Annotated in this window: 18 protein-coding genes and 1 tRNA gene; 16 read left to right on the top strand and 3 right to left on the bottom strand. The window is 69.8% G+C overall.

Going from position 1 to position 21,687, the window contains the following annotated elements; all coding sequences use genetic code 11:
- Window positions 1-235: 235 nt before the first annotated feature.
- From MYSTI_RS25225 to MYSTI_RS25185, 9 genes are all read left to right on the top strand, one after another.
- A complete protein-coding gene (locus tag MYSTI_RS25225) occupies window positions 236-2,743 on the top strand; it encodes an ATP-binding protein (RefSeq protein WP_015350633.1) in 2,508 nt (835 codons plus the stop codon).
- 43 nt (window positions 2,744-2,786) lie between these two features.
- Complete coding sequence (locus tag MYSTI_RS25220; protein WP_015350632.1) at window positions 2,787-4,664, top strand: tetratricopeptide repeat protein; 1,878 nt, start codon at window positions 2,787-2,789, stop codon at window positions 4,662-4,664.
- Window positions 4,665-4,676: 12 nt separating this feature from the next.
- Window positions 4,677-5,516, top strand: a complete 840-nt coding sequence (locus tag MYSTI_RS25215) for an alpha/beta hydrolase (RefSeq protein WP_015350631.1) — start codon at window positions 4,677-4,679, stop codon at window positions 5,514-5,516.
- A gap of 55 nt (window positions 5,517-5,571) precedes the next feature.
- Window positions 5,572-5,913, top strand: a complete 342-nt coding sequence (gene bacN / locus MYSTI_RS25210; protein ID WP_015350630.1) for a bactofilin BacN — start codon at window positions 5,572-5,574, stop codon at window positions 5,911-5,913.
- Between the two features lie 55 nt (window positions 5,914-5,968).
- Window positions 5,969-6,292: a bactofilin family protein gene (locus MYSTI_RS25205; protein WP_015350629.1), complete on the top strand. Its 324-nt coding sequence runs from the start codon at window positions 5,969-5,971 to the stop codon at window positions 6,290-6,292.
- Between the two features lie 3 nt (window positions 6,293-6,295).
- On the top strand, window positions 6,296-6,988 hold the full coding sequence (bacP, locus tag MYSTI_RS25200) for a bactofilin BacP (protein ID WP_015350628.1): 693 nt from the start codon (window positions 6,296-6,298) through the stop codon (window positions 6,986-6,988).
- Window positions 6,989-7,085: 97 nt separating this feature from the next.
- Entirely contained in the window at window positions 7,086-8,225 is a 1,140-nt protein-coding gene (locus MYSTI_RS43280) for a ParB/RepB/Spo0J family partition protein (RefSeq protein ID WP_015350627.1), read from the top strand.
- The gene (gene pyrE, locus MYSTI_RS25190; protein ID WP_015350626.1) at window positions 8,225-8,794 is read left to right on the top strand and encodes an orotate phosphoribosyltransferase; all 570 of its coding nucleotides are present in this window, start codon (window positions 8,225-8,227) and stop codon (window positions 8,792-8,794) included. The genes MYSTI_RS43280 and pyrE overlap by 1 nt, the downstream gene beginning before the upstream one ends.
- Window positions 8,791-9,420: a hypothetical protein gene (locus MYSTI_RS25185; protein WP_015350625.1), complete on the top strand. Its 630-nt coding sequence runs from the start codon at window positions 8,791-8,793 to the stop codon at window positions 9,418-9,420. Before pyrE ends, MYSTI_RS25185 begins: the two co-directional genes overlap by 4 nt.
- 15 nt (window positions 9,421-9,435) lie before the next feature.
- Here the strand turns inward: MYSTI_RS25185 and MYSTI_RS25180 are convergent, their stop codons facing one another.
- The 3 genes from MYSTI_RS25180 to nadB are packed head-to-tail and all read right to left on the bottom strand — an operon-like array spanning window position 9,436 to window position 12,351.
- A complete protein-coding gene (locus MYSTI_RS25180) occupies window positions 9,436-10,029 on the bottom strand; it encodes an LOG family protein (protein WP_015350624.1) in 594 nt (197 codons plus the stop codon).
- 1 nt (window position 10,030) lies between these two features.
- Window positions 10,031-10,756, bottom strand: coding sequence for a rhomboid family intramembrane serine protease (locus tag MYSTI_RS25175; RefSeq protein ID WP_015350623.1), 726 nt, complete (start codon window positions 10,754-10,756; stop codon window positions 10,031-10,033).
- Window positions 10,757-10,761: 5 nt separating this feature from the next.
- Window positions 10,762-12,351 (bottom strand): L-aspartate oxidase, encoded by a 1,590-nt coding sequence (nadB, locus tag MYSTI_RS25170; RefSeq protein WP_015350622.1) that lies wholly within the window; start codon window positions 12,349-12,351, stop codon window positions 10,762-10,764.
- 87 nt (window positions 12,352-12,438) lie between these two features.
- Between nadB and MYSTI_RS25165 the strand changes: the two genes are divergently transcribed.
- The 7 genes from MYSTI_RS25165 (at window position 12,439) to MYSTI_RS25135 (ending at window position 21,642) form a co-directional block, all read left to right on the top strand.
- On the top strand, window positions 12,439-13,125 hold the full coding sequence (locus tag MYSTI_RS25165) for a lytic transglycosylase domain-containing protein (protein ID WP_015350621.1): 687 nt from the start codon (window positions 12,439-12,441) through the stop codon (window positions 13,123-13,125).
- Window positions 13,082-14,539, top strand: coding sequence for a tetratricopeptide repeat protein (locus tag MYSTI_RS25160; protein WP_015350620.1), 1,458 nt, complete (start codon window positions 13,082-13,084; stop codon window positions 14,537-14,539). Before MYSTI_RS25165 ends, MYSTI_RS25160 begins: the two co-directional genes overlap by 44 nt.
- An 11-nt stretch (window positions 14,540-14,550) precedes the next feature.
- Window positions 14,551-15,240: a CDP-diacylglycerol--glycerol-3-phosphate 3-phosphatidyltransferase gene (pgsA, locus tag MYSTI_RS25155; protein ID WP_015350619.1), complete on the top strand. Its 690-nt coding sequence runs from the start codon at window positions 14,551-14,553 to the stop codon at window positions 15,238-15,240.
- Between the two features lie 87 nt (window positions 15,241-15,327).
- Window positions 15,328-15,402: transfer RNA gene (locus MYSTI_RS25150), tRNA-Gly, on the top strand.
- A 263-nt stretch (window positions 15,403-15,665) separates the two neighbouring features.
- Complete coding sequence (locus tag MYSTI_RS25145) at window positions 15,666-16,448, top strand: ABC transporter permease (RefSeq protein WP_015350618.1); 783 nt, start codon at window positions 15,666-15,668, stop codon at window positions 16,446-16,448.
- A gap of 9 nt (window positions 16,449-16,457) precedes the next feature.
- On the top strand, window positions 16,458-17,753 hold the full coding sequence (locus MYSTI_RS25140) for an ABC transporter ATP-binding protein (RefSeq protein WP_015350617.1): 1,296 nt from the start codon (window positions 16,458-16,460) through the stop codon (window positions 17,751-17,753).
- A 76-nt stretch (window positions 17,754-17,829) separates the two neighbouring features.
- Window positions 17,830-21,642, top strand: a complete 3,813-nt coding sequence (locus MYSTI_RS25135) for a rhamnosyltransferase WsaF family glycosyltransferase (protein ID WP_275450725.1) — start codon at window positions 17,830-17,832, stop codon at window positions 21,640-21,642.
- Window positions 21,643-21,687: the final 45 nt, after the last annotated feature.

Raw genomic sequence — 21,687 nt, 5'->3', positions numbered from 1 at the left:
CGCGCGTCCGTCAACGGGCATCCCTGCGGGAAAGCCACGAGGGGCATGGCGCCTCCCGGTCCGCACTCTCAGTCTTCGTTGCCCCGGGATGTGCGCCGCTCTGGCCCACGGACGTGAACGGCGGCATGATCGGGATCCGAACCATGAACCCTTACGCATTCAACGGGTTTTTGCAGCCTCCCCAGTGTGTCCCGATCAGGGATGCCCAGGTGCGAGGTTCACTGTGAGAGTCGAGATGCAGGCGGAGCAGCGGGGACGCGTGCTGGTGGTGGCCGGGAAGGAATCCGGCGACGCCCTGATGGAGCGGCTGACGGCGAGCGGCTACCACTGCGCGACGGCCGAACGCGAGAGTGGCCTGGCGGAGCTGGCGGATGCGTTGCAGCCGGAGGTCGTCCTCCTGTCGGTGACGGCCAAGCGCGCTGGAGAGCTGCTGGAGTCCCTGCGTCGGGTGGAGCGCCTCCAGCGGTTGCCCGTGGTGGTGGACGTGGGCCGCTCGCGCTCGGCGGAGGCCTTCAAGCGCCTGGCGGTGGATGACTGGATTCGCGGCGCGGACGAAGTTGTTCCCCGCCTGGAGGCGGCGCTGCGGGCGGGCCGCCTGAAGGACCGCGAGGAGCGCGTCCGGCTGCGCATGGGCATGCTGCTGGAAATCACCCAGGCGGCGACCAGCTCGCTGGAGCTGGAGGAGATCCTCCGCATCGCGGTGGACAAGGTGGGGCGGGTCACCGGGACGGACCGGTGCTCGGTGGTGTTGGTGGAGGGCAGCCACGCCCGCACGGGCAAGGTGGTGGCGACGCAGGAGGACCCCAGCCTCGTCCAGCTCGACATCGAGGTGGCGCGCTATCCGGAGCTGCGCCGCGCGCTCGAGACGCGCGAGCCGGTGCTCATCGAGGAGGCGCAGCGGGATCCGCTGATGGCGGAGGTGCGCACCTCCATCGTGCCCCTGGGCGTGAAGTCCATCCTCGTCCAGCCGCTCATCTGCCAGGACGACCTGCTGGGCGCGCTGTTCCTGCGCGTCTCCCGCATGGATGCGTCGTTCGGCCGGGATGAGCAGGAGTTCACGCAGGCCGTGGCGGGCGTGCTGGCCAACTCCATCCGCAACGCGCGGCTGCACACCGCGGTGAAGAAGAAGCGCGAAGACCTGGAGATGGCCTACGTGGAGCGGTACCACGAGCTGCTCGAGGCCAACCGCCGGCTCAAGGAGCTCAACCGCCTCAAGGATGAAATCATCGCGGTGGTGAGCCACGACCTGCGCGCGCCGCTCCAGGTGCTCCTGGGCCATGGCCGCCTCCTGCTGGAAGGGCCGCTGGAGTCCCAGCAGAAGCAGTCCGCGGAGGCGATGATCCGCCAGGGCAAGAAGATCCTCGGACTGGTGGAGTCGCTCCTCGAGAAGGGCAAGGGCGAGGCCGCGCGGCTGTCCATCGAGCCTCGCGTGTTGGACGTAGCGCAGCTGTGCCGCGACGCCGTCAACGAGCTGGAGATCCTCGCCGCCGAGCGCAACGTGGTGCTCCGCGCGGACTGCCCCGACAGCCTGATGCTCATCGGCGACGAGGTGAAGCTGCACGAGGTGCTCCAGAACCTCATCACCAACGCCATCCACCACGCGCGCGCCGCGGGGGAGGTGGTGGTGTCCACGCGCCGCCTGGGCCGTCCGGACGGCGACGCCGCGAAGGTGACCGTGCAGGACGACGGCGTGGGCATTCCCCAGGACGAGCTGCACCTGGTGTTCGACCGCTACCGTCACGGAGGCAAGGGCACGGGGCTGGGGCTCGCCATCTGCAAGGAGTTCGTGGAGCTGCACGGCGGAGAGATCTGGGCGGAGAGCCCGCCGGAGCACGGCTGCCTCTTCGTCTTCACGCTGCCGCTGGCGCAGGAAGCGCCGCGCAATCCCCGCCCGCCCGTCGCCACGGCGACGCTCCACGAGCAGCCTCGCGTGCTGGTGGTGGAGGACGAGCCGGAGATCGCCGCCGTGCTGTCGGAGGTGCTGCGCTCGAAGTACCGCGTGGAGGTGGCGCGGGACGGCGCGGAGGGCCTGGCGCGTGCGCGTGCCCAGCGTCCGGACCTGGTGGTGATGGACGTGTTCCTGCCCAAGCTGGATGGGCTGGACGCGGCCATGGCGCTGAAGTCGTCGTCCGACACGGCGAACATCCCCGTCATCCTGCTGTCCGCGCACCAGGGCGTCGCGGAGAAGGTTCGCGCGCTCAACCTGGGCGCCGTGGACTACATGAGCAAGCCGTTCAACGCGGTGGAGCTGCTCAACCGCACGGACCGCGCGCTCAAGCTGCGACAGGGTGAGCGCGAGCAGATGGAGCGCGAGAAGTCCCAGCCGGCGCTCCAGCGGCGCACGGGCAGCGACCCGGCCACGGGACTTCATGACCGCCGGGGCCTCCTCCTGCGGCTGGAGCAGGAGCTGGCGCGCAGCCGGCGCTACCTCCGGGCCTTGAGCCTGGCGGTGCTGCGGCCGGATAGACCGGTGGAGTCGATTCCGGGCAACATCGCGGATGTCATGCGCAAGCGGGTACGGCACCCGGATGCCATCTCCCACCTGGGGGGCGGCGTCTTCGTGGTGGTCCTCCCGGAATGCAACGCGGAAGCGGCGCGCAACGTCATCAGCCGGCTCCTGCCGGATGTGGAAAAGGTGACGGACACCGAATACCGCTCGGCGGTGGCGGATGTGAGCCAGGACAGTGACTCGGTGGAGAAGCTGCTGGAGAAGCTGGGGGCACCGCCTCCCGATGAGGGCTGAGTCGCCTGCAGGCGGGATGGGGCCGCGCTAGACTTCGTCTCGCGTGCGCTCCTCCCGTCTCCTCGCCTTCCTCCTGCTCGCCGCCCTGTGGGCGCCTGGGGCCGTCGCGGCGGCGCCCTCGCCCCGGCGTCCGCGCGTGGACCGGGAGGCCATGCGGGAGGCGATGGACGCGGCGGCTTCGGACGAGGGGGCCTTCTCCTCCTCGGCCAGCTACACCCAGTTCCTGCGTGCCCGGCTGTCACACCACGCGGGGAACCACCGGGCCGCGGTGGATTCGCTGCGGTTGGCGCTGGCCACCAACGATGGCCACCCGCTGCTGCTCACCCGGTTGGCGGAGGAGTACGCGCGGCTGGGGGACCTGGACAAGGCGGAGCGCGAGCTGCGTCGCGCCGTGGAGCGTGCTCCCGCGTACTACCCGGCGCACGTCCTGTTGGGCCGCGTCCTCCTGGAGTCGGGCCGCTTCACCCGGGCCCGGCTGCACCTGCGGCGGGCCATGGCGCTCAAGCCCCGCGAGCCCGAAGCCTACCTGGTGCTCGCGCAGCTCTACCTGGAGACCGGCTCCGTGGCGGAGGCCGTGCGGGTGGTGGACTCCCTGGCCCGAGCCCTTCCCGGAGAAGCGTCGGGCTACCGCCGGCTGGGCCTGGCCCTGGCCGAGCGCGGCGACATCCTCCGCGCGGAGCGGCTGCTGAAGGAGGCCGCCACCAGGGACCCTGGCGACGTGGAGGTGCTGGGGACCTTGGCGAAGCTGTACGAGGAGACGGGCCGTCCGGCGCGCTCGGAGGAGACGCTGGCGCGAGCCTTGGAGCGTGAGCCGGACAGCGAGGAGGTGCTGCTGGCGGCGGGGCGCTCGGCGCTGAAGGCGGGCTCGCTGGTGCGGGCCCGCGCGTATCTGGACCGGCTCCTCTCGCTGTCGCACGAGCCGGAGACGGCGGTCCGGGTGGCCTTCATCTACCTGTCCGGGCGCGAGCCCGATGCCGCGGTGGAGGTGCTGGCGGCGGCTCGGGCCTCGAATGGCCAGGAGCCTCGGCTGGCGTACTACTCGGGCCTGGTGCGCGAGAAGATGCGGCGCTTCGCGGACGCGGCGGAGGACTTCGCCGCGGTGCCGGAGGGCTCGGACGTCTTCGCGGATGCCCGGGTGCGTCGTGCCCGGTGCTTGTCGCTGGCGGGGCAGCACTCCCCGGCCTTGTCGCTCCTGCGGGCCGCGTTCCAGGCCGCTCCGGAAGACCTGGAGGTGCGTGCCCAGTACGCCCGCGCCCTCGAGCGAGGAGGCGCTCCCGCCCGCGCCGAGTCCCTGCTGAAGGAGGGCCTGTCCCGAGGTGTCTCGGCCTCGCTGTACGACGCGCTCGCGGGCACGTTGCATCGTCAGGGGAGGGGAGGCGAGGCGGTCGCGCTGCTGAGCGACGCCGTGACTCGGACGCCTCGGGACCAGGCCCTGCTCTACGTGCTGGGCGCGGCCTGCGAGCGCCACGGAGACCTTGCGGGGGCCCAGGCGCGCATGCGGGCCGTGCTCGCGGTGGAGCCGGACCACGCCTCCGCCCTCAACTTCCTGGGCTACCTCCTGGCGCAGTCGGGCAAGGACCTGGACGAGGCCGAGCGGCTGGTGCTTCGCGCGCTGGAGCTGCGCCCCGATGACGGCGCCTTCCTGGATTCCCTCGGATGGGTCTACTTCCGGCGAGGGGACTATCCTCGAGCCGTGGAGGCGCTGGAGCGCGCGGTGTCGCAGGCTCCGGACGAGCCCGTCATCCTCGAGCACCTGGGGGATGCCTATCAGCGCGCCTCCCGAGGAGAGGAGGCCGCCGGAGTCTGGCGCCGGGCGCTGGAGGTGCTGGCGTTGGATCCCGAGTCGGCCGAGCCCCTGGGGCAGCGGGAGACGCTGGAGCGCAAGCTCAAGGCGCTATCCATGGGTGCGGCGGGCCGCTAAGTTGCTAGCCCTATGGCTCGCATCGACGAGGGCTATTTCACCAGCAGGGATGGCACCCGGCTCTTCTGGAAGACCCATCTCCCGGACTCCGAGCCGCGCGCGCACGTCGCGGTGGTGCATGGCTACGGAGACCACTTCGGTCGCTACCAGTACGTGACGGACGCCCTCGTGGCGGACGGCTTCGCGGTCCACGGCTTCGACTACCGGGGCCACGGTCGCGCCGAGGGCCGCCGCGCCTACTGCGAGAAGTGGCCGCACTACGTCGACGACCTGGAGGTCTTCTGGGAGCGCGTGCGAGGCGCGGCCGGTGGACGCAAGACGTTCGCCCTGGCCCACAGCCACGGGGGCCTGATGGCCGCGCACTGGGCGGGAGCTCGCACCGTGGAGGGGCTGTCCGGACTGGTGCTGTCGGGGCCGTACTTCAAGCTGGCGATCACGCCCCCCGCGGTGAAGGTGATGGCGGCGCGCGCGGCGGGAGCGCTGGTGCCCTGGCTGGGCATCGCCTCCGGCCTCAAGGTCGAGGACCTGACGCGCGACCCCGAGGTCCAGCGCGCCACGAAGGAAGACCCGCTCTACCTGTCCATCGCGACGCCGCGCTGGTTCATCGAGTCCACCAAGGCGCAGGCGGAGGCGATGTTGCTGGCGCCGAAGATTCAAGTCCCGCTGTTCGTGCTCTGCGGCGCGGAGGACGGGGTCGCGGCTCCAGCGGCGGCGCGGGTGTTCTTCGAGACGGCGGGCTCGGCGGACAAGAAGTTCAAGGAGTACCCGGGCATGAAGCACGAGCCGCTCAACGAGGTGGGGCGCGGTGAAGTGTTCCGGGATATCTCCGGCTGGATCTCCGCGCATCTCTGACATAATCAAGGCAGCCGGCTCCTCGGAAGGAGCAGGCTCTGGGTGAGGTCACCGCATGGCAACGGGTGAAACGGGCATCATCGGCAAGGGCATCGTCATCAAGGGAAGCCTCACGGGTGGTGGGGACCTTGTCATCGAGGGACGGGTGGAGGGGCAGATTGCCCTGAAGAACCACCTCACCATCGAGAGCACCGGCAAGGTGCAGGCGGACATCCGGGCCGAGGAGTTGACCATCAACGGCGAGGCCAGCGGCAACATCGACGCCTCGACACGAGTGGCCATCAACGCTTCGGCCAAGGTGGCCGGCGACATCAAGGCGCCGCGCATCGTCATCGAGGACGGCGCCGTGTTCAACGGCTCCATCGAGATGGACGTCCGGCTGCCGGACGACATCTGAAGCTCACGCCGCGGGCGGCCGCGGCATACACCTTTCGAGAGGGCGGACTACACTCATGGCGAATACGGTCATCGGTTCGAGCATCGTCATCGACGGAGAGATTTCCGGAGACGAGGACCTGGTCATCCAGGGCACCGTGAAGGGGAAGATCTCCCTCAAGGAGAGTCTCTACGTGGAGGGCAGTGGCGTCGTCGAGGCGGACATCGAGACGCAGAACGTGGAGATTGGCGGCAAGGTGACGGGCAACATCGTCGCCAGCGACAAGGTGGAGCTGAAGACGGACTGCCGCGTGGTGGGCGACATCAAGGCGCCGCGCATCCTCATCGCCGACGGAGCCTCCTTCAAGGGCAACGTCGACATGGACATGAAGGAGCGCTGATTCGTGGCCACCCCGAAGGAGCTGAGCAACGATATCGTCAACAACACCGTGGTGGGGCCTTCCATCCTCATCAGCGGTCGGTTGACGGGCGATGAGGACCTCACGGTTCGAGGCCGCGTGGAGGGCGAGCTGACGCTCAGCCGCACCCTCATCGTGGAGCCGTCGGGCGTGGTGAAGGCCAACGTCGCGGTGCGAAACGCCATCGTCAGTGGCGTGGTGGTGGGCAACATCAACGCCACGGAGAGCGTGGAGCTGACCCGCGAGGGACGCATGGTCGGGGACATCCACGCCCCGCGCGTCATCATCGTGGACGGCGCCAGCTTCCGCGGCCGTGTGGACATGGGTGACGTGGAGCCCGGCCGTCTGCCGTCGGAGCGCCCGGTGGTGGCGCGTCCCACCGCGGTGACGCGTCCGACGACGGCCCCCGCGCGTCCCAGCACCGTTCCCGCGCGCCCCTCCACGCCCACGCCGCCGCGTCCGCCGCCGCCTCCCGCGGCCACGCGCCCGTCGGCGCCGACGCCCACGACTCCCGCCCGCCCCGCGAGCAAGCCGCTGCCGCCGCCTCCGCCCCCTCGGGTTGAGTCGCGTCCGGTCGCCCCGCCCGTGGAGCAGACGACTTCTGCCGAGCCGCCAACGCCCTTCTCAGTGGGTGCTGGCGCCAAGAAGAAGGTCGTGGTGAAGAAGAAGACCCGCTAGAGCGCACATCCCGCGCCGCCGGAGCTGGCGGCGTGGGAGTTCGCGAAACAGGGGTGCCACCATGGACGCCGAGCACAGGGTTGACGGAGAGGAAGGGATGCCGGGGTCTCCGGAGGGTGGCTCGTCGTCGGCACCCGAGGCGATTTCGGCGCGCGGCGACGGTGGCTCCGAGGTCGCCGCGCAGGGCGAGCCCTCGTTCGCGGCGCCCGCGCGAGTCGATGGTGGGGAAGGGGAGCCGAGCTCCTCGCCCGTCACGTCGGCGGACGCGAGCAGTGTGTCGCCAGAGGGAGGCTCGGTGGAGTCCCACGGAGTCGCCGCGGAAGGGGCGCCCGGCGCGGGCGAGCCCGAGCGGGCCATGGAGTCGTCGGTGGGTTCGTCGGAAGAGTCCCAGGTGAAGTCCCCCACGGAGTCCGGAGACTCCAGCGGGGAGCCGAAGCCGGAGGCGCGGACCGAAGAGGCCCCCGCCTCCGAGGCGCGGGCTGAAGTGCCCTCGCCGCAAGCCGAGGCGTCGCCGGAGGCCACGTCCTCCGAGGCCGGGTCGCGGTCGGATGCAGATGCCTCGGGTGCCGATGCGTCGGATGCCGAGGAGGAGCCGGGGTTGGAGCTGCTGGCCGCCCCCGAGCAGCGGCTCGCGGGGCGCGTGGTGACGGTGCTGCTGCCGTTGGAGCGGCTCGAGGACGACGTGGGCCACCGCCTCCGTCCGGAGGGTGACGTGTCCGGGCTGGCGACGGACATCGCGCGACTGGGGCAGCTGTTCCCGGTGGACGTGCGGCCTCGCGGGGGTGAGCGCTACCAGCTGGTGTGCGGCTTCCGGCGCGTGGCGGCGCTGCGCTTCCTCAAGCGGGACGCGGTGCAGGCGCGTGTCCACACGGACCTGTCCGACGAGGACGCGCTCCTCATGTCGCTGGCGGAGGCCATCCACGCCACGCCCGTGGACCCCGAGGTGCTGGAGGCCAAGCGCGAGCAGCTGGAGTCCCAGGGGCGCCTGAGCGCGGCCGTGGCGGACATGCTCGCCAAGGCACTCGCCACCGAGGACTCGCTGGCACCCGAGGGCGTCGAGGAGGAGATCGACGCGGACGAGCTGGCGGGAGATGTCTCGCAGCGGCTGGGGGCCATCAACCAGGACCTCTCGTTGCTCGCGGACGTGTTCGCCTCGCTGGATGAGTCGCGCCGCGCGGAGTTGTTGATGCAGCTTCGGTATTCGTCGGAGCTGGTCGCGTACCTGGAGGGACTGTAGTGCTCACGGATGCTCTCGCCCGCGACAAGGCCCGCTTGCTGGAGCTGCTCACGCAGCGCTCCTTCGAGCGTCGGCGTGTGGTCCTCTCCTCTGGCAAGGAGTCGGACTTCTACATCGACTGCAAGCGCACGGCGCTCCTGGCCGAGGGGCACTTCCTCATTGGCCGCCTGTTCCTGGACGCCATCCGCCGCGAGGCACCGGAGGCGGTGGGCGCGGGTGGGTTGACGCTGGGCGCGGATCCGCTGGCGTCGGCGGTGAGCCTCACGGGCTACCTGTCCGGCCATCCGCTGGCGGCCTTCATCGTCCGCAAGGAGCCCAAGGGCCACGGCACCGGCCAGTGGATTGAAGGGCTCAGCGGCCTGGGCCCGGGCGCGAAGGTGGCCATCGTCGAGGACGTCGTGACGACGGGTGGCTCCACCATCAAGGCCATCGAGCGGGCCCAGTCCGAGGGCCTCACGGTGCTGGGCGCCTTCGCCCTGGTGGACCGGATGGAGGGCGGTCGTGAAGCGGTGGAGGCCGCGGGCCACCGGCTCTTCACGCTGTTCACCCGCAAGGACTTCATTCCGTGAAGAAGCTTCTCGCCACGGGAGCGCTGCTGGGCATCCTGTCCGGCTGTTCCTCCTTGCCTCCCGCCGTTGGCGAGCAGGCCCCCACGCTGCATGACGAGGGCGCGGAAGAGGCCTATCGGGCGCTGCTCGACAAGTACTCGGCGAACCAGGAGATCTACGACGGCTTCGACACGCGGCTCTTCGCGGGCGTCACGCTGCAGACGCAGACCTTCCGCGAGGCCCGTGTCCGCCGCCAGGCGGCCTTCCAGGTGTTGCCGCCCCCGAAGGTGGAGCAGCTGCTCGCCGAGGAGCGCACCGAGGCGGGCCAGGTGCACGAGTTCTTCCTGGGCGTGCACGTCAACGACTACCGGTACCTCGACTTCGACTTCAAGCGGTCCATCTGGCGCATGGCGCTGGTGACGCCCGCGGGCGAGGTGACGCCGGTGCGCATCCGCCGGCTGGGGCGCGCGGACCTGGAGATGCGCGCGTACTACCCGTACACGAGCGTCTTCTGGGTCGGCTACGAGGTGCAGTTCCCCACGGTGATGTCCTCCGGGCAGCCCGTCATCCCGGCTGGGACGGAGCAGGTGACGTTCCGCCTCGCCTCATCGCTGGGCAAGGCGGAGCTCAAGGTGTCCGCGCAGTAGCTCGCGCGGCTGCCTTCACGTCTGCTCGGGCCGCTTCAGCCACTTCTCCGTCACCTGGAGCGTGGGGCCGGCCATCATCCGGTCCACCAACTCCGATGGAGAGGTGCTCACCGCGAAGGGCAGGGCCTGCGCCTCGGGGACGAAGCCCTCCTGGGCCATGTGCCGCGCGAGCGCCACCAGCGGCTGGAAGAAGCCGCGCGTGTCCAAGAGGCCCATGGGCTTGCCGTGCAGGCCCAGCTGCGCCCAGGTGGTGATTTCAAACAGCTCATCCAGCGTGCCGAAGCCGCCGGGCAGGGCGATGAAGGCATCCGAGCGCGACGCCATGAGGGCCTTGCGCTCATGCATGGAGTCCACGCGGATGAACTCCGTGAGGCCCAAGTATGCGAGCTCGCGCTTGCCCAGGAACTGGGGCAGCACTCCCACCACCTTGCCACCCGCGGCCAGGGCGGCGGAGGCCACGGTGCCCATCAGCCCCACGCTGGCGCCGCCGTAGACGAGGGTGATTCCCCTCCGGCCCAGCTCCGTGCCGAGTTGCTCGGCCGCCTTGGTGTACTCGGGGTGGTTGCCCGGCCGGGAACCACAGAAAACACAGATACTGCGCACGTCCATTTCAGAAGGCTCCGCGTCGTTCCGGGTGGGCCGCGTAGAGCGCCACCACTGCTGTGAGGAAGAGGATGATGGGCAGCGCGAGCGCATACACGCGCCGCCCCTGCCGCATCGCGATTCCGCACGGCAGACCGAAAAGGAATCCACCCAGGTGGCCGGACCAGCTCACCATGGGGAGCAGGCTGAGCACGGCCACCTGCACCAGCCAGGTGCCCAACTCTCGCCGGCCCTGTCGGGTGGCGATGGGGAGCATGGCGCCCGCCCAGCCCAGAATCATCCCCGAGGCTCCGACCATCGTCTTGTCGAAGTCGAAGAGCAGGGAGAACGCGGACGCGCCCAGCGCGGTGACGAGCGACAGGCCCGCGAAGCGCAGGCTGCCGATGCCTCGCTCCAGCGTGAAGCCCAGCGTCACCACCACGGACATGTTGAAGGCGAGGTGGAGGATGCCGCCGTGCTCGAAGGCCGCCGCCACGAGCCGCCAGTACTGTCCGGCCTGCACCGCCGGGCCATACAGGGCTCCCAGGGGGAGCTTGTTGGCGCTGAACGACGGCAGCACGCCGAGCTCCTCCAGCGCGAACACGCCGACGCACAGGCCGATGATGGCGTAGCAGACCCAAGGCCGGGGCTGCGGCGCCTGCGGCGGTGGGGGAGTGCCGAACGAGTGGCTCGGACCTCGGCCTTCAGGCCCACCGCCAGGTGCGTCGAGGATGTGTCGCGGTCCGGAGGACATGTCGCTCACAGCTCCCGGGAAAGGGTGGTGTCGCGCAGCCAGTGGTGGTCGTCGGTGTGGGGATAGTCGAGGGTGAAGTGCAGGCCGCGGCTCTCCTTGCGGCGGCTGGCGCAGTCGACGATGAGCAGCGCCACGTCGGCGATGTTTCGCAGCTCGATGACGTCTCGGGTCACCTTGAAGCGCCAGTAGTAGTCGCGAATCTCCTCGCGCAACAACTCGAGCCGACGGCGCGCGCGCATCAGCCGCTTGTCCGTGCGGACGATGCCGACGTAGTTCCACATGAGCCGGCGAATCTCGTCCCAGTTGTGGGTGACGACGACGCTCTCGTCGGACTCCACCGCGCTGCCCGGGTCCCACTCCGGCGGGTCCTCGTGCGGCGTGGGCAGCGAGGCCAGCTCCGCGACGCTGGCCTCCACCGCGCGCTGGCCGAACACGAGTCCTTCGAGAAGCGAGTTGGACGCGAGCCGGTTGGCGCCATGCAGCCCCGTGCAGGACACCTCGCCGATGGCGTACAGCCCCGGCACCGACGTGCGCCCCTGCAGGTCCGTCACCACGCCGCCGCATTGGTAGTGGGCCGCGGGGACGACGGGGATGGGCTGCACGGCCATGTCGATGTTGAAGGCCTTGCAGGTGGCGTAGATGTTGGGGAAGCGCTCGGTGAGGAAGGCCCGGCCCATGTGTGTCATGTCCAGGTACACGCACTCATCACCCGTGCGCTTCATCTCCGCGTCGATGGCGCGCGCCACCACGTCGCGCGGGGCCAGTGCGCCCAGCGGGTGATAGCGCTCCATGAAGGTCTGCCCGCCCTTGAGGCGCAGCTTGCCGCCCTCGCCGCGCAGGGCCTCGCTGATGAGGAAGCTCTTGGCCTCCGGGTGGTACAGGCAGGTGGGGTGGAACTGGTAGAACTCCATGTTGGCCACCTGCGCGCCCGCGCGGTACGCCATGGCCACCCCGTCGCCCGTGGCCACGTCCGGATTGGACGTGTACAGGTACACCTTGCCCGCGCCACCCGTGGCCAGCACCGTCACCCGCGCGAGGAAGCGCTCGATGACACCGCTCTCCAGCAGCGCGTACGCGCCCAGGCACCGGTTGGCGCCGGAGCGAGGCGGGCGCCGGTCCAGGATGAGGTCGATGGCGGCGGTGTTGGAGAAGAAGGTGATGTTGGGCGTCTCGTCACACTTCGCCAGCAGGGCGCGCTGCACCTCGCGGCCGGTGATGTCGCCCGCGTGGATGATGCGGCGCTCGGAGTGCCCGCCCTCGCGCGTCAGGTGGAACTCGCCGGAGGTGTTGCGGTTGAACTCCGCGCCCAGCGTCACCAGCTCGCGGATGCGCTCGGGCCCCTCGTGCACCGTGACTTCCACCGCGTCCTTGTGGCAGATGCCCGCGCCCGCCACGAGGGTGTCCTCGATGTGCGCCGCGAACGAGTCGGTGGGGGCGAGGACGCTGGCGATGCCACCCTGGGCATAGGCGGTGTTGCTCTCGCCTCGCTCGCGCTTGGTCAGCACGGCCACGGTGCCATGGCGAGCGGCCTGGAGGGCGAACGAGAGGCCCGCAACTCCGCCGCCCAGGACGAGGAAGTCGAACCGATGGGGCATGGCCAACAGCCTTAACGACTGTAAGTGCCGGAAACAAGGCGTTTTCTTGAGGACTTTCCTCCGTGTGTCTAAGGTTGGAGGGCCGATATGCGTGCCATTCCCGCGCTGCTCCTGACCGTGCTGGCCTTCCCGCTGTGGGCGGGAGCGTCCGAGTCCATCTACCGGTACGTGGAGAAGGACGGGACCATCGTCTACACGAACGTCCCGCCGACGGGCTCCAAGGCCGCCAAGAAGATGAAGGGCTCCTTCGCCCAGGCCCCGGCGAAGAGCGCGCCGGTGGTGGGGCGCTCGCGCACGCCGCCGGCCCTGGACCCGCACATCGCCGCGGCGGCGCTGCGCTACCGCATCCCGACGGCGCTGGTGCGCGCCATCATGCATGCGGAGAGCAACTTCAATGCGAACGCGCTGAGCCACAAGGGCGCCAGCGGACTGATGCAGCTGATGCCGGGGACGGCGTCGGACATGTACGTGAAGGACATCTTCGACGAGCGCGACAACATCGAGGGCGGAGTGCGCTATCTGCGGGTGCTCGCCAACATGTTCGACGGCGACATGGTGAAGATGATTGCCGCCTACAACGCGGGCCCGGACGCGGTGAAGCGCTACGGCGGCAAGGTGCCCCCTTACGAAGAGACGCAGGGGTACGTCCGCAAGGTGCTCCAGCTCTACTACCACTACAAGGAGCGCGAGCGGTCCGCCGAAGGCGTGACCCGCGAGCCCAACTTCCAGAATGACGACGCGCGTGAAGGGGCGGGCGGAGACGAGCCCCGCTGACGACGAATTCCTCCAGCAGCTCCAGCGCGGTGGCGAGCTGCTGGCCGCCAACAAGGTCATCGAGTCGAAGGAGTTCCTGGAGCGCGCCCACCAGCTCCAACCTCGCAACGAGAAAGCGCAGAACCTGCTGGGGCTCTGCTACTTCAAGCTGGGCCTGTTCGACCGCGCGGCCGAGCTCTACGAGATGCTGGTGCGTGACAACCCGGTGGACCCGACGCTGAGGGTCAACCTGGGCCTGGTGTACCTGAAGACCAACGCGCTCCAGCGCGCCGTGCGCGAGTTCGAGACCGCCACGGACCTGTCGCCCGAGCACCAGAAGGCCCAGAACTACCTGGGCCTGGCGCTCGCGCAGATGGGCGAGTACGGCCGCGCGCGAGAGCACTTCCTGCTCGCGGGCAGCGACGCGATGGCGGACAAGATGTCTCGCGCCATCGCCGGGGAGAACTTCTCCAAGCCCACGCCCGCACCGGTGACGCCCGCCGCGCGCATGGACGCGCCGCCTCCCGCGCCCGCACCGGCGCCCGAGAAGGCCGCGCCTCGGGAGGAGGCCCTCCCCGAGGAGGAGATCCGCTTCGCCGAGGACGAAGGCCCCAGCGCCCTGTCCGAGAGCGACGGCGGGCCCGTGCTCACGGCGACGCCCGAGGAGGTGGAGCCCTCCGCGCTCGCCGCCGCGCCGGAGCCCCCGCGCGACGCGGCCCCGGAGCCCACTCCCGTGCCGTTGACCAAGGTGCAGCTCACCAAGGTCGCCGCGCGGGGCGCCCCTGTCTCCGCCGCGCCGGTCCTGGCGAAGCTCGCGCCCTCGGTGGTGCTGGAGGTGGAGCGCTCGAGAGGCGCCTTCATCCAGGGCGAGGGCACGTTCGCCATCGCGGTGGACGGGGAACTGCTCACCCGGCTGGAGGGGATGGTGGCGCTCCAGGGGCAGCTTGTCTTCCAGCCGGAGATGAAGCGCTTCCGGGGCAGGGCGACGGACAAGCCCTTCGGTGAGGGCTCGGCCCGGATGGTGCGGGCGCGCGGCAAGGGCGTGCTCCACCTGGAGCCGGCCGAGCACCGCGAGTTCTTCGCGGTGGACCTGGGTGAGGACTCCGCCTACTTCCGGGACGAGAACGTCTTCGCCTTCGAGGAGCCGGTGATGTTCGAGAACGGCCGGGTGCCGTCGGACATCGCGCCGGACCTGGACCTGGTTCACCTGCGAGGGCAGGGGCAGGTGCTGTTGAGCCTGCCCGGGCCGCTGCGCTCGGTGGTGGTGCGCCCGGAGGCTCCGGTGACGGTGCCGCTCACGCACCTGGTGGGGTGGCAGGGCAACCTCACGCCCCGCGTCGTGTCCCTGCTCAAATCCCCCACCGGAGAGACCTTGCGCACGGCGGTGGAGCTGGGCGGTGAAGGTTTTGCCCTCATCGCCCTCGCGGTTCGCTAGAAGAGCCCGCCATGGCCACGGACCGAGCGAGCCGCAAGCAACGCAAGCGGGAGGAGCGGGCGCGTCGACGCGCGGAGCGCAAGCCCAGCGTGTTGGTGCAGGAGTTCTGGAACCTCCCCAACATGCTGACGCTGGGGCGCATCTTCCTCATCCCCCCGTTCGTCTGGCTCATGTACGACGCGGATCCGCTGAGCTCCCTGCTCGCGGGCCTGGTCTTCGCCGCCGCCGCCATCACCGACGTGGTGGATGGCTACCTGGCGCGCAAGTGGAACCTCATCACCGTCGTCGGCAAGTTCATGGACCCGCTGGCCGACAAGCTCATCGCCATGGCCGCGCTGGTGATGATGGTCCGCCTGGGCCGCATCGCCGCGTGGGTCGTCATCGTGCTGCTGGCGCGTGAGCTCATCGTCAGCGGGCTGCGCACCATCGCCGCGAGCGAGGGCATGGTCATCGCGGCGGGGCAGGAGGGGAAGTGGAAGACGTCCCTCCAGCTCGTGGGCATCATCTCGTTGTGCGTCCACTACGTGCACCCGCTCACGCTCGGCTCGTTCAGCGCGCCGGTGGACTACAACCTCGTGGGCAAGGTGCTCGTCTACTTGTCCGGCGCGTTCTCCGTCTGGAGCGCGGTCGTCTACTTCCGAGCGTTCCTCGCGATGCTCGCGAAGCGTGGCGACGAAGCACCGGTTGCGAAAAGTGTTTGACGTGTTCGGGGGCCCTCTGTATACCCCATCTCACTTCGGGCGCGGCGCTGACGCGGTGCGAACGAAGCAGCGGTTTCGGTACCTGATGCGGGAATAGCTCAGCGGTAGAGCATCGCCTTGCCAAGGCGAGGGTCGAGGGTTCAAATCCCTTTTCCCGCTCCAGAACAAAGGCCTCCTGGGAAACCAGGGGGCCTTTTTGTTTTCCGCGCCTCCCTCCAATGACTCGCATGCGGCGGTGCGGGTGTTGCCCGGAACAAGCCTGGTGGGGTGAACGTTTCATCGTCCCGCGGGGCGAGCATGAAGCTCACCGCGAGGCGGGCCTGGCTGAGGAGAGGGCGAACAAGCCCCTCAGGAATCTGAGTCACCGTGAGAGTGCATCTGGTTGCCTCGCACGCACTCGGGGCCTGCTATATGAAGGCCCCCTCATGATTCGCCTCGTCCGAGAACTCTACCAATACCGTGGACTGCTCCTGAGCCTCGTGCAGCGCGAGCTCAAGGCACGCTACCGGGGGTCGTTCCTCGGGTTCCTCTGGACGTTCTTGAACCCCACGCTGCACATGATGGTGTACGCGCTGCTGTTCACCGTCGTGATGAAGCAGAACATCCCCAACTTCCCGTTCTTCATGTTCGTGGGGTTGCTGCCGTGGATCTGGTTCTCCACGTCACTGGGGGGCGGCGCGAGCGCCATCAGCGACCGGCGCGACCTGATGACGAAGGTCCGCTTCCCGGCGCAGGTGCTGCCCACGACGGTGGTGCTGACGAACCTGAGCAACTACCTGCTGTCGCTGCCGCTGATGGTGGGGCTGGGGCTGTTCTACGGGCAGGCGCCCACGTGGCACATCCTGGCGTTCCCGGCGGTCGTCATCATCCAGCTCATCTTCACGCTGGCGCTCACCTATATCCTGGCCGCCATCAACGTGACGTTCCGGGACTTGCAGCACATCGTCAACAACCTGCTGACGATGTGGTTCTTCATGACGCCCGTGCTGTACCCCATCTCCACCATCAAGGACGACTCGCTGCGCGATGTGGTGATGACGCTGAACCCGATGTCCAGCCTGCTCGTGTCCTACCAGGCCATCTTCTACGAGCACCGGTGGCCGGACCCGGGGCCCTTGGCGGCATTGGCCGTCTTCTCGCTGGTGCTCATGTGGGGCGCCTCGAGCATCTTCGAATCCCGCCGCGAAGACTTCGCGGAATCCATCTGAGTTGTCGCCATGCAGGAACCCCTCGACGCCATTGTCATGCGCGATGTCGTGAAGAGCTTCCGGAAGCGGACCATCCGGGGCGAGTACACGACCTTCAAATCCGAGCTGATGCGCTGGTTTCGCGGCCAGCGAGTGCCCCGGGAAGCGGGGCTCATCAGCGCGCTTCGCGGCATCAACCTCCGCATCCCCCGAGGCAAGACGGTCGGCATCATCGGCCGCAATGGCTCGGGCAAGAGCACGCTGCTGAAGCTCATCACCGGCATCTATGCGCCCTCCTCGGGTGTCATGGAGATCAACGGCCGCATCTCCGCGCTGTTGGACCTGGGCGCGGGCTTCCATCCGGACTTCTCCGGCAGGGAGAACATCCTTATCAACGGCATCATCCTCGGAATGTCGCGCGCGGAAGTGCGGGCGAGGATGGATGCCATCATCGCCTTCAGTGAGCTGGGCGAGTTCATCGACGAGCCGGTGCGCACCTACTCCAGCGGCATGTACATGCGGCTGGCGTTCGCAGTGGCCACGCACGTGGACCCGGACATCCTCATCGTCGACGAAATCCTCGCCGTGGGTGACGAGCACTTCAGCAAGAAGAGCGTCGCCAAGATGACGGAGTTCAAGCGCCAGGGGAAGACCATCGTCCTGGTGACGCATGACCTCTCCACGGTGGAGCGCTGGTGCGACCTGGCCATCTGGATTGACGGTGGCTACGTGCGCCGCGTGGGTCGCCCCTCGGAGATTGTCACCGAGTACCGGCAGGCCATCGCCCTGGCGGAGGCGCAGTCGGTCGCCTTCACGCCTCCGGCGCTGACGGAGGGCGGCGGCGCGCTGCCCGAGGTCCACTCGGTGGTGGGCGGGGACTGTCCCGTGCGCATCGCCGGGCTGCGGCTGGTGGATGCCTCCGGGGGGGAGGCGCAGAACCTGTCGCCCGACATGGGCGTGGAGGTCTGCGTGGACTTCTCCGCCCGGAGCGGCTGCGAGGACGTGGAGTTCGAGGTGTCGCTCCAGTCGCCGGATGGGCGCCCGCTGTACGAGACGAGCACCCGGCTGGAGGCGGTGCCGTTGCCCCGGGAGCTGCCGCCGTCGGGGCGGATGCGCCTGGTGCTGGAGCGCCTGGGGTTGCTGGCCGGTACGTATGTCCTGGTGGTGACGGCGCGGACGGCGGGTGGCATGTCCACGGAGCGGCGGACGTTCGAGGTGAGCTCGAATGTGGCCGAGCGCGGAGTGTTCCGTCCGGCGCACCACTGGGTGGTGGAGCCTGTCCCGGTGCCGGTGGAGTCCTCGCTCGCGGGCGGTGGTCATCCCTGAAGTCCGGGGCTGACTGGCGCAACGAGGGGGCGCGTCTCCCGACGGCCGGGATGTGAACGAGAGAGGCGGTACGTCGGTGAAGACGGTCCTGGAGAAGCTCGCTGGAGAGGCGGGGGCGCCTGATGCTGCCCCGGGTGCGGGGGAGCTGGCTCGGATGGTGGCCGCGGTGCGCTCGCTGCTGGATGCGCGGCGCCCTTGCCTGCCCGAGGCCTGCGAGGACGTGACGGCGCTCGAGGGCGCCTTGAAGCTGCTCACGCAGGAGCTCCATCGGGCGCGGCCGGACGGCGCGCTGGCGCTCTCTCCGCTGCAGGAGGCCGCCCGGCTGGCGGTGCCCCACGAGTTCTCCGTGCCGGACTCCCACCGCGCCCGGCTGGGCCGCGTGGTGACGGCCACCAAGCGCGCCTTCATCGAGGGACTCCAGCCCTTCCATGTCGAGTCGCTGCGGCCGCAGGCGGACTTCAACAAGGCCGTGGTGCGGGTGCTCGAGTACCTCTCCGTGCACCGGAGCCTGAAGCTTCGCGAGGACCTGACGTCGTGGGTGCGCGCGCAGCTCGAGCCGCGGGTGGACCCGACGCGCTGGAAGGTGGCGCGCTCGCACCGGGGCGGGCCCTTGGGGTCCGTGGTGGAGGCGGCCAAGCGCTCCTATCTCTCCGCGGCGGGGCCGTTGCTCGAGGGGCTCCTGCGGGGCCAGGCGGAGTGGAACGAGGCCATGGTGGAGGCCATCGCCGGCGCGGCGGGGCTCAAGGTCCCCGATGAAACCACGGGGGCCACCTGGATTGCCGCGCTCGTCGAGCGCAATGATCCGCTGCGGGCCACCGCGCTGCCGCGCGCCTTGAGGGCGGGCGGCCCGTTCTGGACGGAGCTGCTCCGCCGGCAGACGCGCTTCAACGAGCAGGCGGTGCTGGCGCTCGCGGGCGTGCTGGGCACGCGCACGCCGCCGCCGCGTCCTCCCGAGCTGGGGGACTACGAAGGCTGGTGCGAGCGCCGGGAGAAGGAGGACCTCGACCGGGCGCGTGAGGCGGTGGCCTCGTTGGTGTCGCGCCCCAAGGTGACGCTCGTCACGCCCGTGTACAACACGCCCGAGTCCTTCTTCCGCGACTGCGCGGCGTCGGTGCGGGCGCAGGTGTATCCCGACTGGGAATGGGTGCTGGTGGATGATGCCAGCACCGCGCCTCACGTCGCGGGGATGCTGCGGGACGCGGCCGCCCAGGACACACGCATCCGCGTGGTGACACGGGCGCTCAACGGAGGCATCGCCCAGGCGACGAACGCGGGGCTCGTGGTCGCGACAGGGGAGTGGGTGGGCTTCCTGGACCACGACGACACGCTGGCGCCTCACGCGCTGGCGGAGATGGTCCTGGCGGCCTCGGCGGACCCGGCCCTGGACGTCCTCTACAGTGACGAGGACCGGCTGGACTCGGAGGGACGGAGGACCGCGCCCTTCTTCAAGCCGGACTGGTCGCCGGACCTGCTGCGCTCCGTGAACTACGTCTGCCACTTCCTGGTCGCCCGACGGGGGCTGCTGGAGTCGGTGGGCGGCGTGCGCGAGGGCTTCGACGGCTCGCAGGACTTCGACCTCATGCTGCGGCTGAGCGAGGCGGCGCGAGGCATCGGCCATGTGCCGAAGGTGCTCTACCACTGGCGCGCCAACCCGGCGTCCTTCTCCAGCCAGGAGGCGGGGCTGGCGAAGGCGACGGACGCGGGCGTGAGGGCGCTGCGCGAGCACCTGGCGCGCAAGGGGGAGTCGGCCGAGGTGACGAGCCCCGCGCCCACCCAGTACCGCGTCCGCTACCCGGTGAAGGGCACGCCGAAGGTGTCCATCATCGTCCCGTTCAAGGACCGGCCGGACCTGCTGGAGCTGCTGCTGCCGGGGCTGCTGACTCGCACCGCGTATCCGCACTTCGAGGTGCTGCTGGTCTCCAACAACAGCACCCAGCCGGAGACCTTCGCGCTGCTGGAGCGCCTCACGGACCCCCGGCTGGTGAAGCTGACGTGGGACTTCCCGTTCAACTATCCGGCCATCAACAACTGGGCGGCGAAGCGCGCCACGGGCGACCTGCTGCTCTTCCTCAACAACGACATGGAGGTGATGGACTCCGGTTGGTTGGAGGAACTGGTGGCCCAGGCGCAGCGCCCGGAGGTGGGCGCGGTGGGCTGCAAGCTGCTCTTCCCCGAGGGGACGGTGCAGCACGCGGGCGCGGTGGTGGGCATCACCGGCATGGCGGGCCACCCCTTCTGGCGGCTGCCGGACGGCCCCATCTCCACCCCCTTCGGCCACACCGACTGGACGCGGGACTGGCTCTCCGTCACCAGCGCCTGCGTCATCTTCCGCCGCGACGTGTTCGAGTCCCTGGAGGGCTTCGACGAGCGCTTCCAGGTGTGCGGCAGCGACGTGGACATCGGCCTGCGCTTGAACCAGCGCGGCCTGCGCGTGCTGTACACGCCGCATGCACGGCTCATCCACCACGAGTCGGCCAGCCGCCGGGCGGACGCCATTCCGGAATCCGATTACTGGCGTTCCTACGTGTCATATCGCCCCTGGCTCGGCGAGCGGGGCGACCCCTTCTACAACCCCAACCTCACGCTGCTGGGCACGGACTGCTCGCTGCGCCACCACGAGGAGACGGGGGAGACGCTGGCGCTGCGGACGCTGACGCATGACGTGCCCAGCGCGCAGGACGCGGCGATGGAGGCGCGGGCGGTCGCCCAGCGTCACCTGGTGGAGCACCTGGGGGAGCTGGACTTCACGCCGGAGCAGGCGGAGGCGTTCCGGGCACAGGCCCCCGCGGCCCTGGCGGCCCTGCGCTCGCGCGGGAAGGTGCGCACCGCCTCCTGGTTCATCCCGGCCTTCGGACACGTCTACGCGGGCATCCACACCCTGTTCCGCTTCGCGGACCTGATGCACCGCCGCCATGGCGTGAAGAGCGACTTCATCGTGTACGACAAGCCCGGGGCCAGCCCGGGTGACTTCGAGGCCCGGGCGGCCACCGTGTTCTCCCAGGCGGCGGGGGCCTTCCGCGTCCTCGCCGGCGCGGCGGACCTGGAGTCGCTGCCCGCGTGTGACCTGGCCATCGCCACCTACTGGACATCCGTTTATCAGGTGCTGCGCCACCCCCGTGCCGGCGTGCGCACCTACTTCGTCCAGGACTACGAGCCCATGTTCTTCGCCGCGGGCACCCAGTCCGCGCTGGCGGAGCAGACCTACCAGCTGGGCTTCCAGGGCATCTTCAACACCCCGGGCCTGCGCGACACGGTGAAGGCGCTTCACGGCATGGGCGGGTTCGCCTTCGAGCCCGCCGTGGATGGGGTGCTCTTCCATGACCGCCGTCCGCCTCGGCGCGGGCCCGTGCGCGTCTTCTTCTACGGCCGCCCGGGCAACGAGCGGAATGGCTTCGAGCTGGGCCTGGCGGCGCTCACGCGGCTCAAGCGGGAGCTGGGCCCCGCGGTGGAGATCGTCACCGCGGGCGCCGAGTGGCACCCGGAGTCCTATGGCGTCCGGGGCCTGGTGACGAACCTGGGCGTGCTCCCCGCCGAGCGCACCGCGGCGCTCTACCGCGAGTGTGACGTGGGGTTGTGCTTCATGTTCACCCGGCACCCGTCCTACCTGCCGCTGGAGATGATGGCGTGCGGCATGACGGTGGTGACGAATGACAACCCCGCCAACCACTGGCTGCTGGAGGACGGTGGCAACTGCTTGCTGGCGGCGCCGACGCCGGGCTCGGTGCTGGCGCGGCTGAGGACGGCCGTGCTGGACCCGGAGCTGCGAGTGCGACTGGGAGCACGTGCCGCCGAGCGCGTCCGCCGCACCACGTGGGAGCAGCAGGTGGACCGGATGATGGAGGACCTCCTGGCCCTGGAGTCCAGGCCCGCTCGCTCCGCCGTCGACTGATGTGCAAGGTGTTGCACGCCTGGCTGGCGGGGGGGCGGGCGGTTA

The organism is Myxococcus stipitatus DSM 14675 (genome assembly GCF_000331735.1).
Lineage (GTDB): Bacteria > Myxococcota > Myxococcia > Myxococcales > Myxococcaceae > Myxococcus > Myxococcus stipitatus.
Note: the sequence above shows the minus strand (reverse complement) of the source record. Positions and strands in the feature narration are given on the sequence as shown.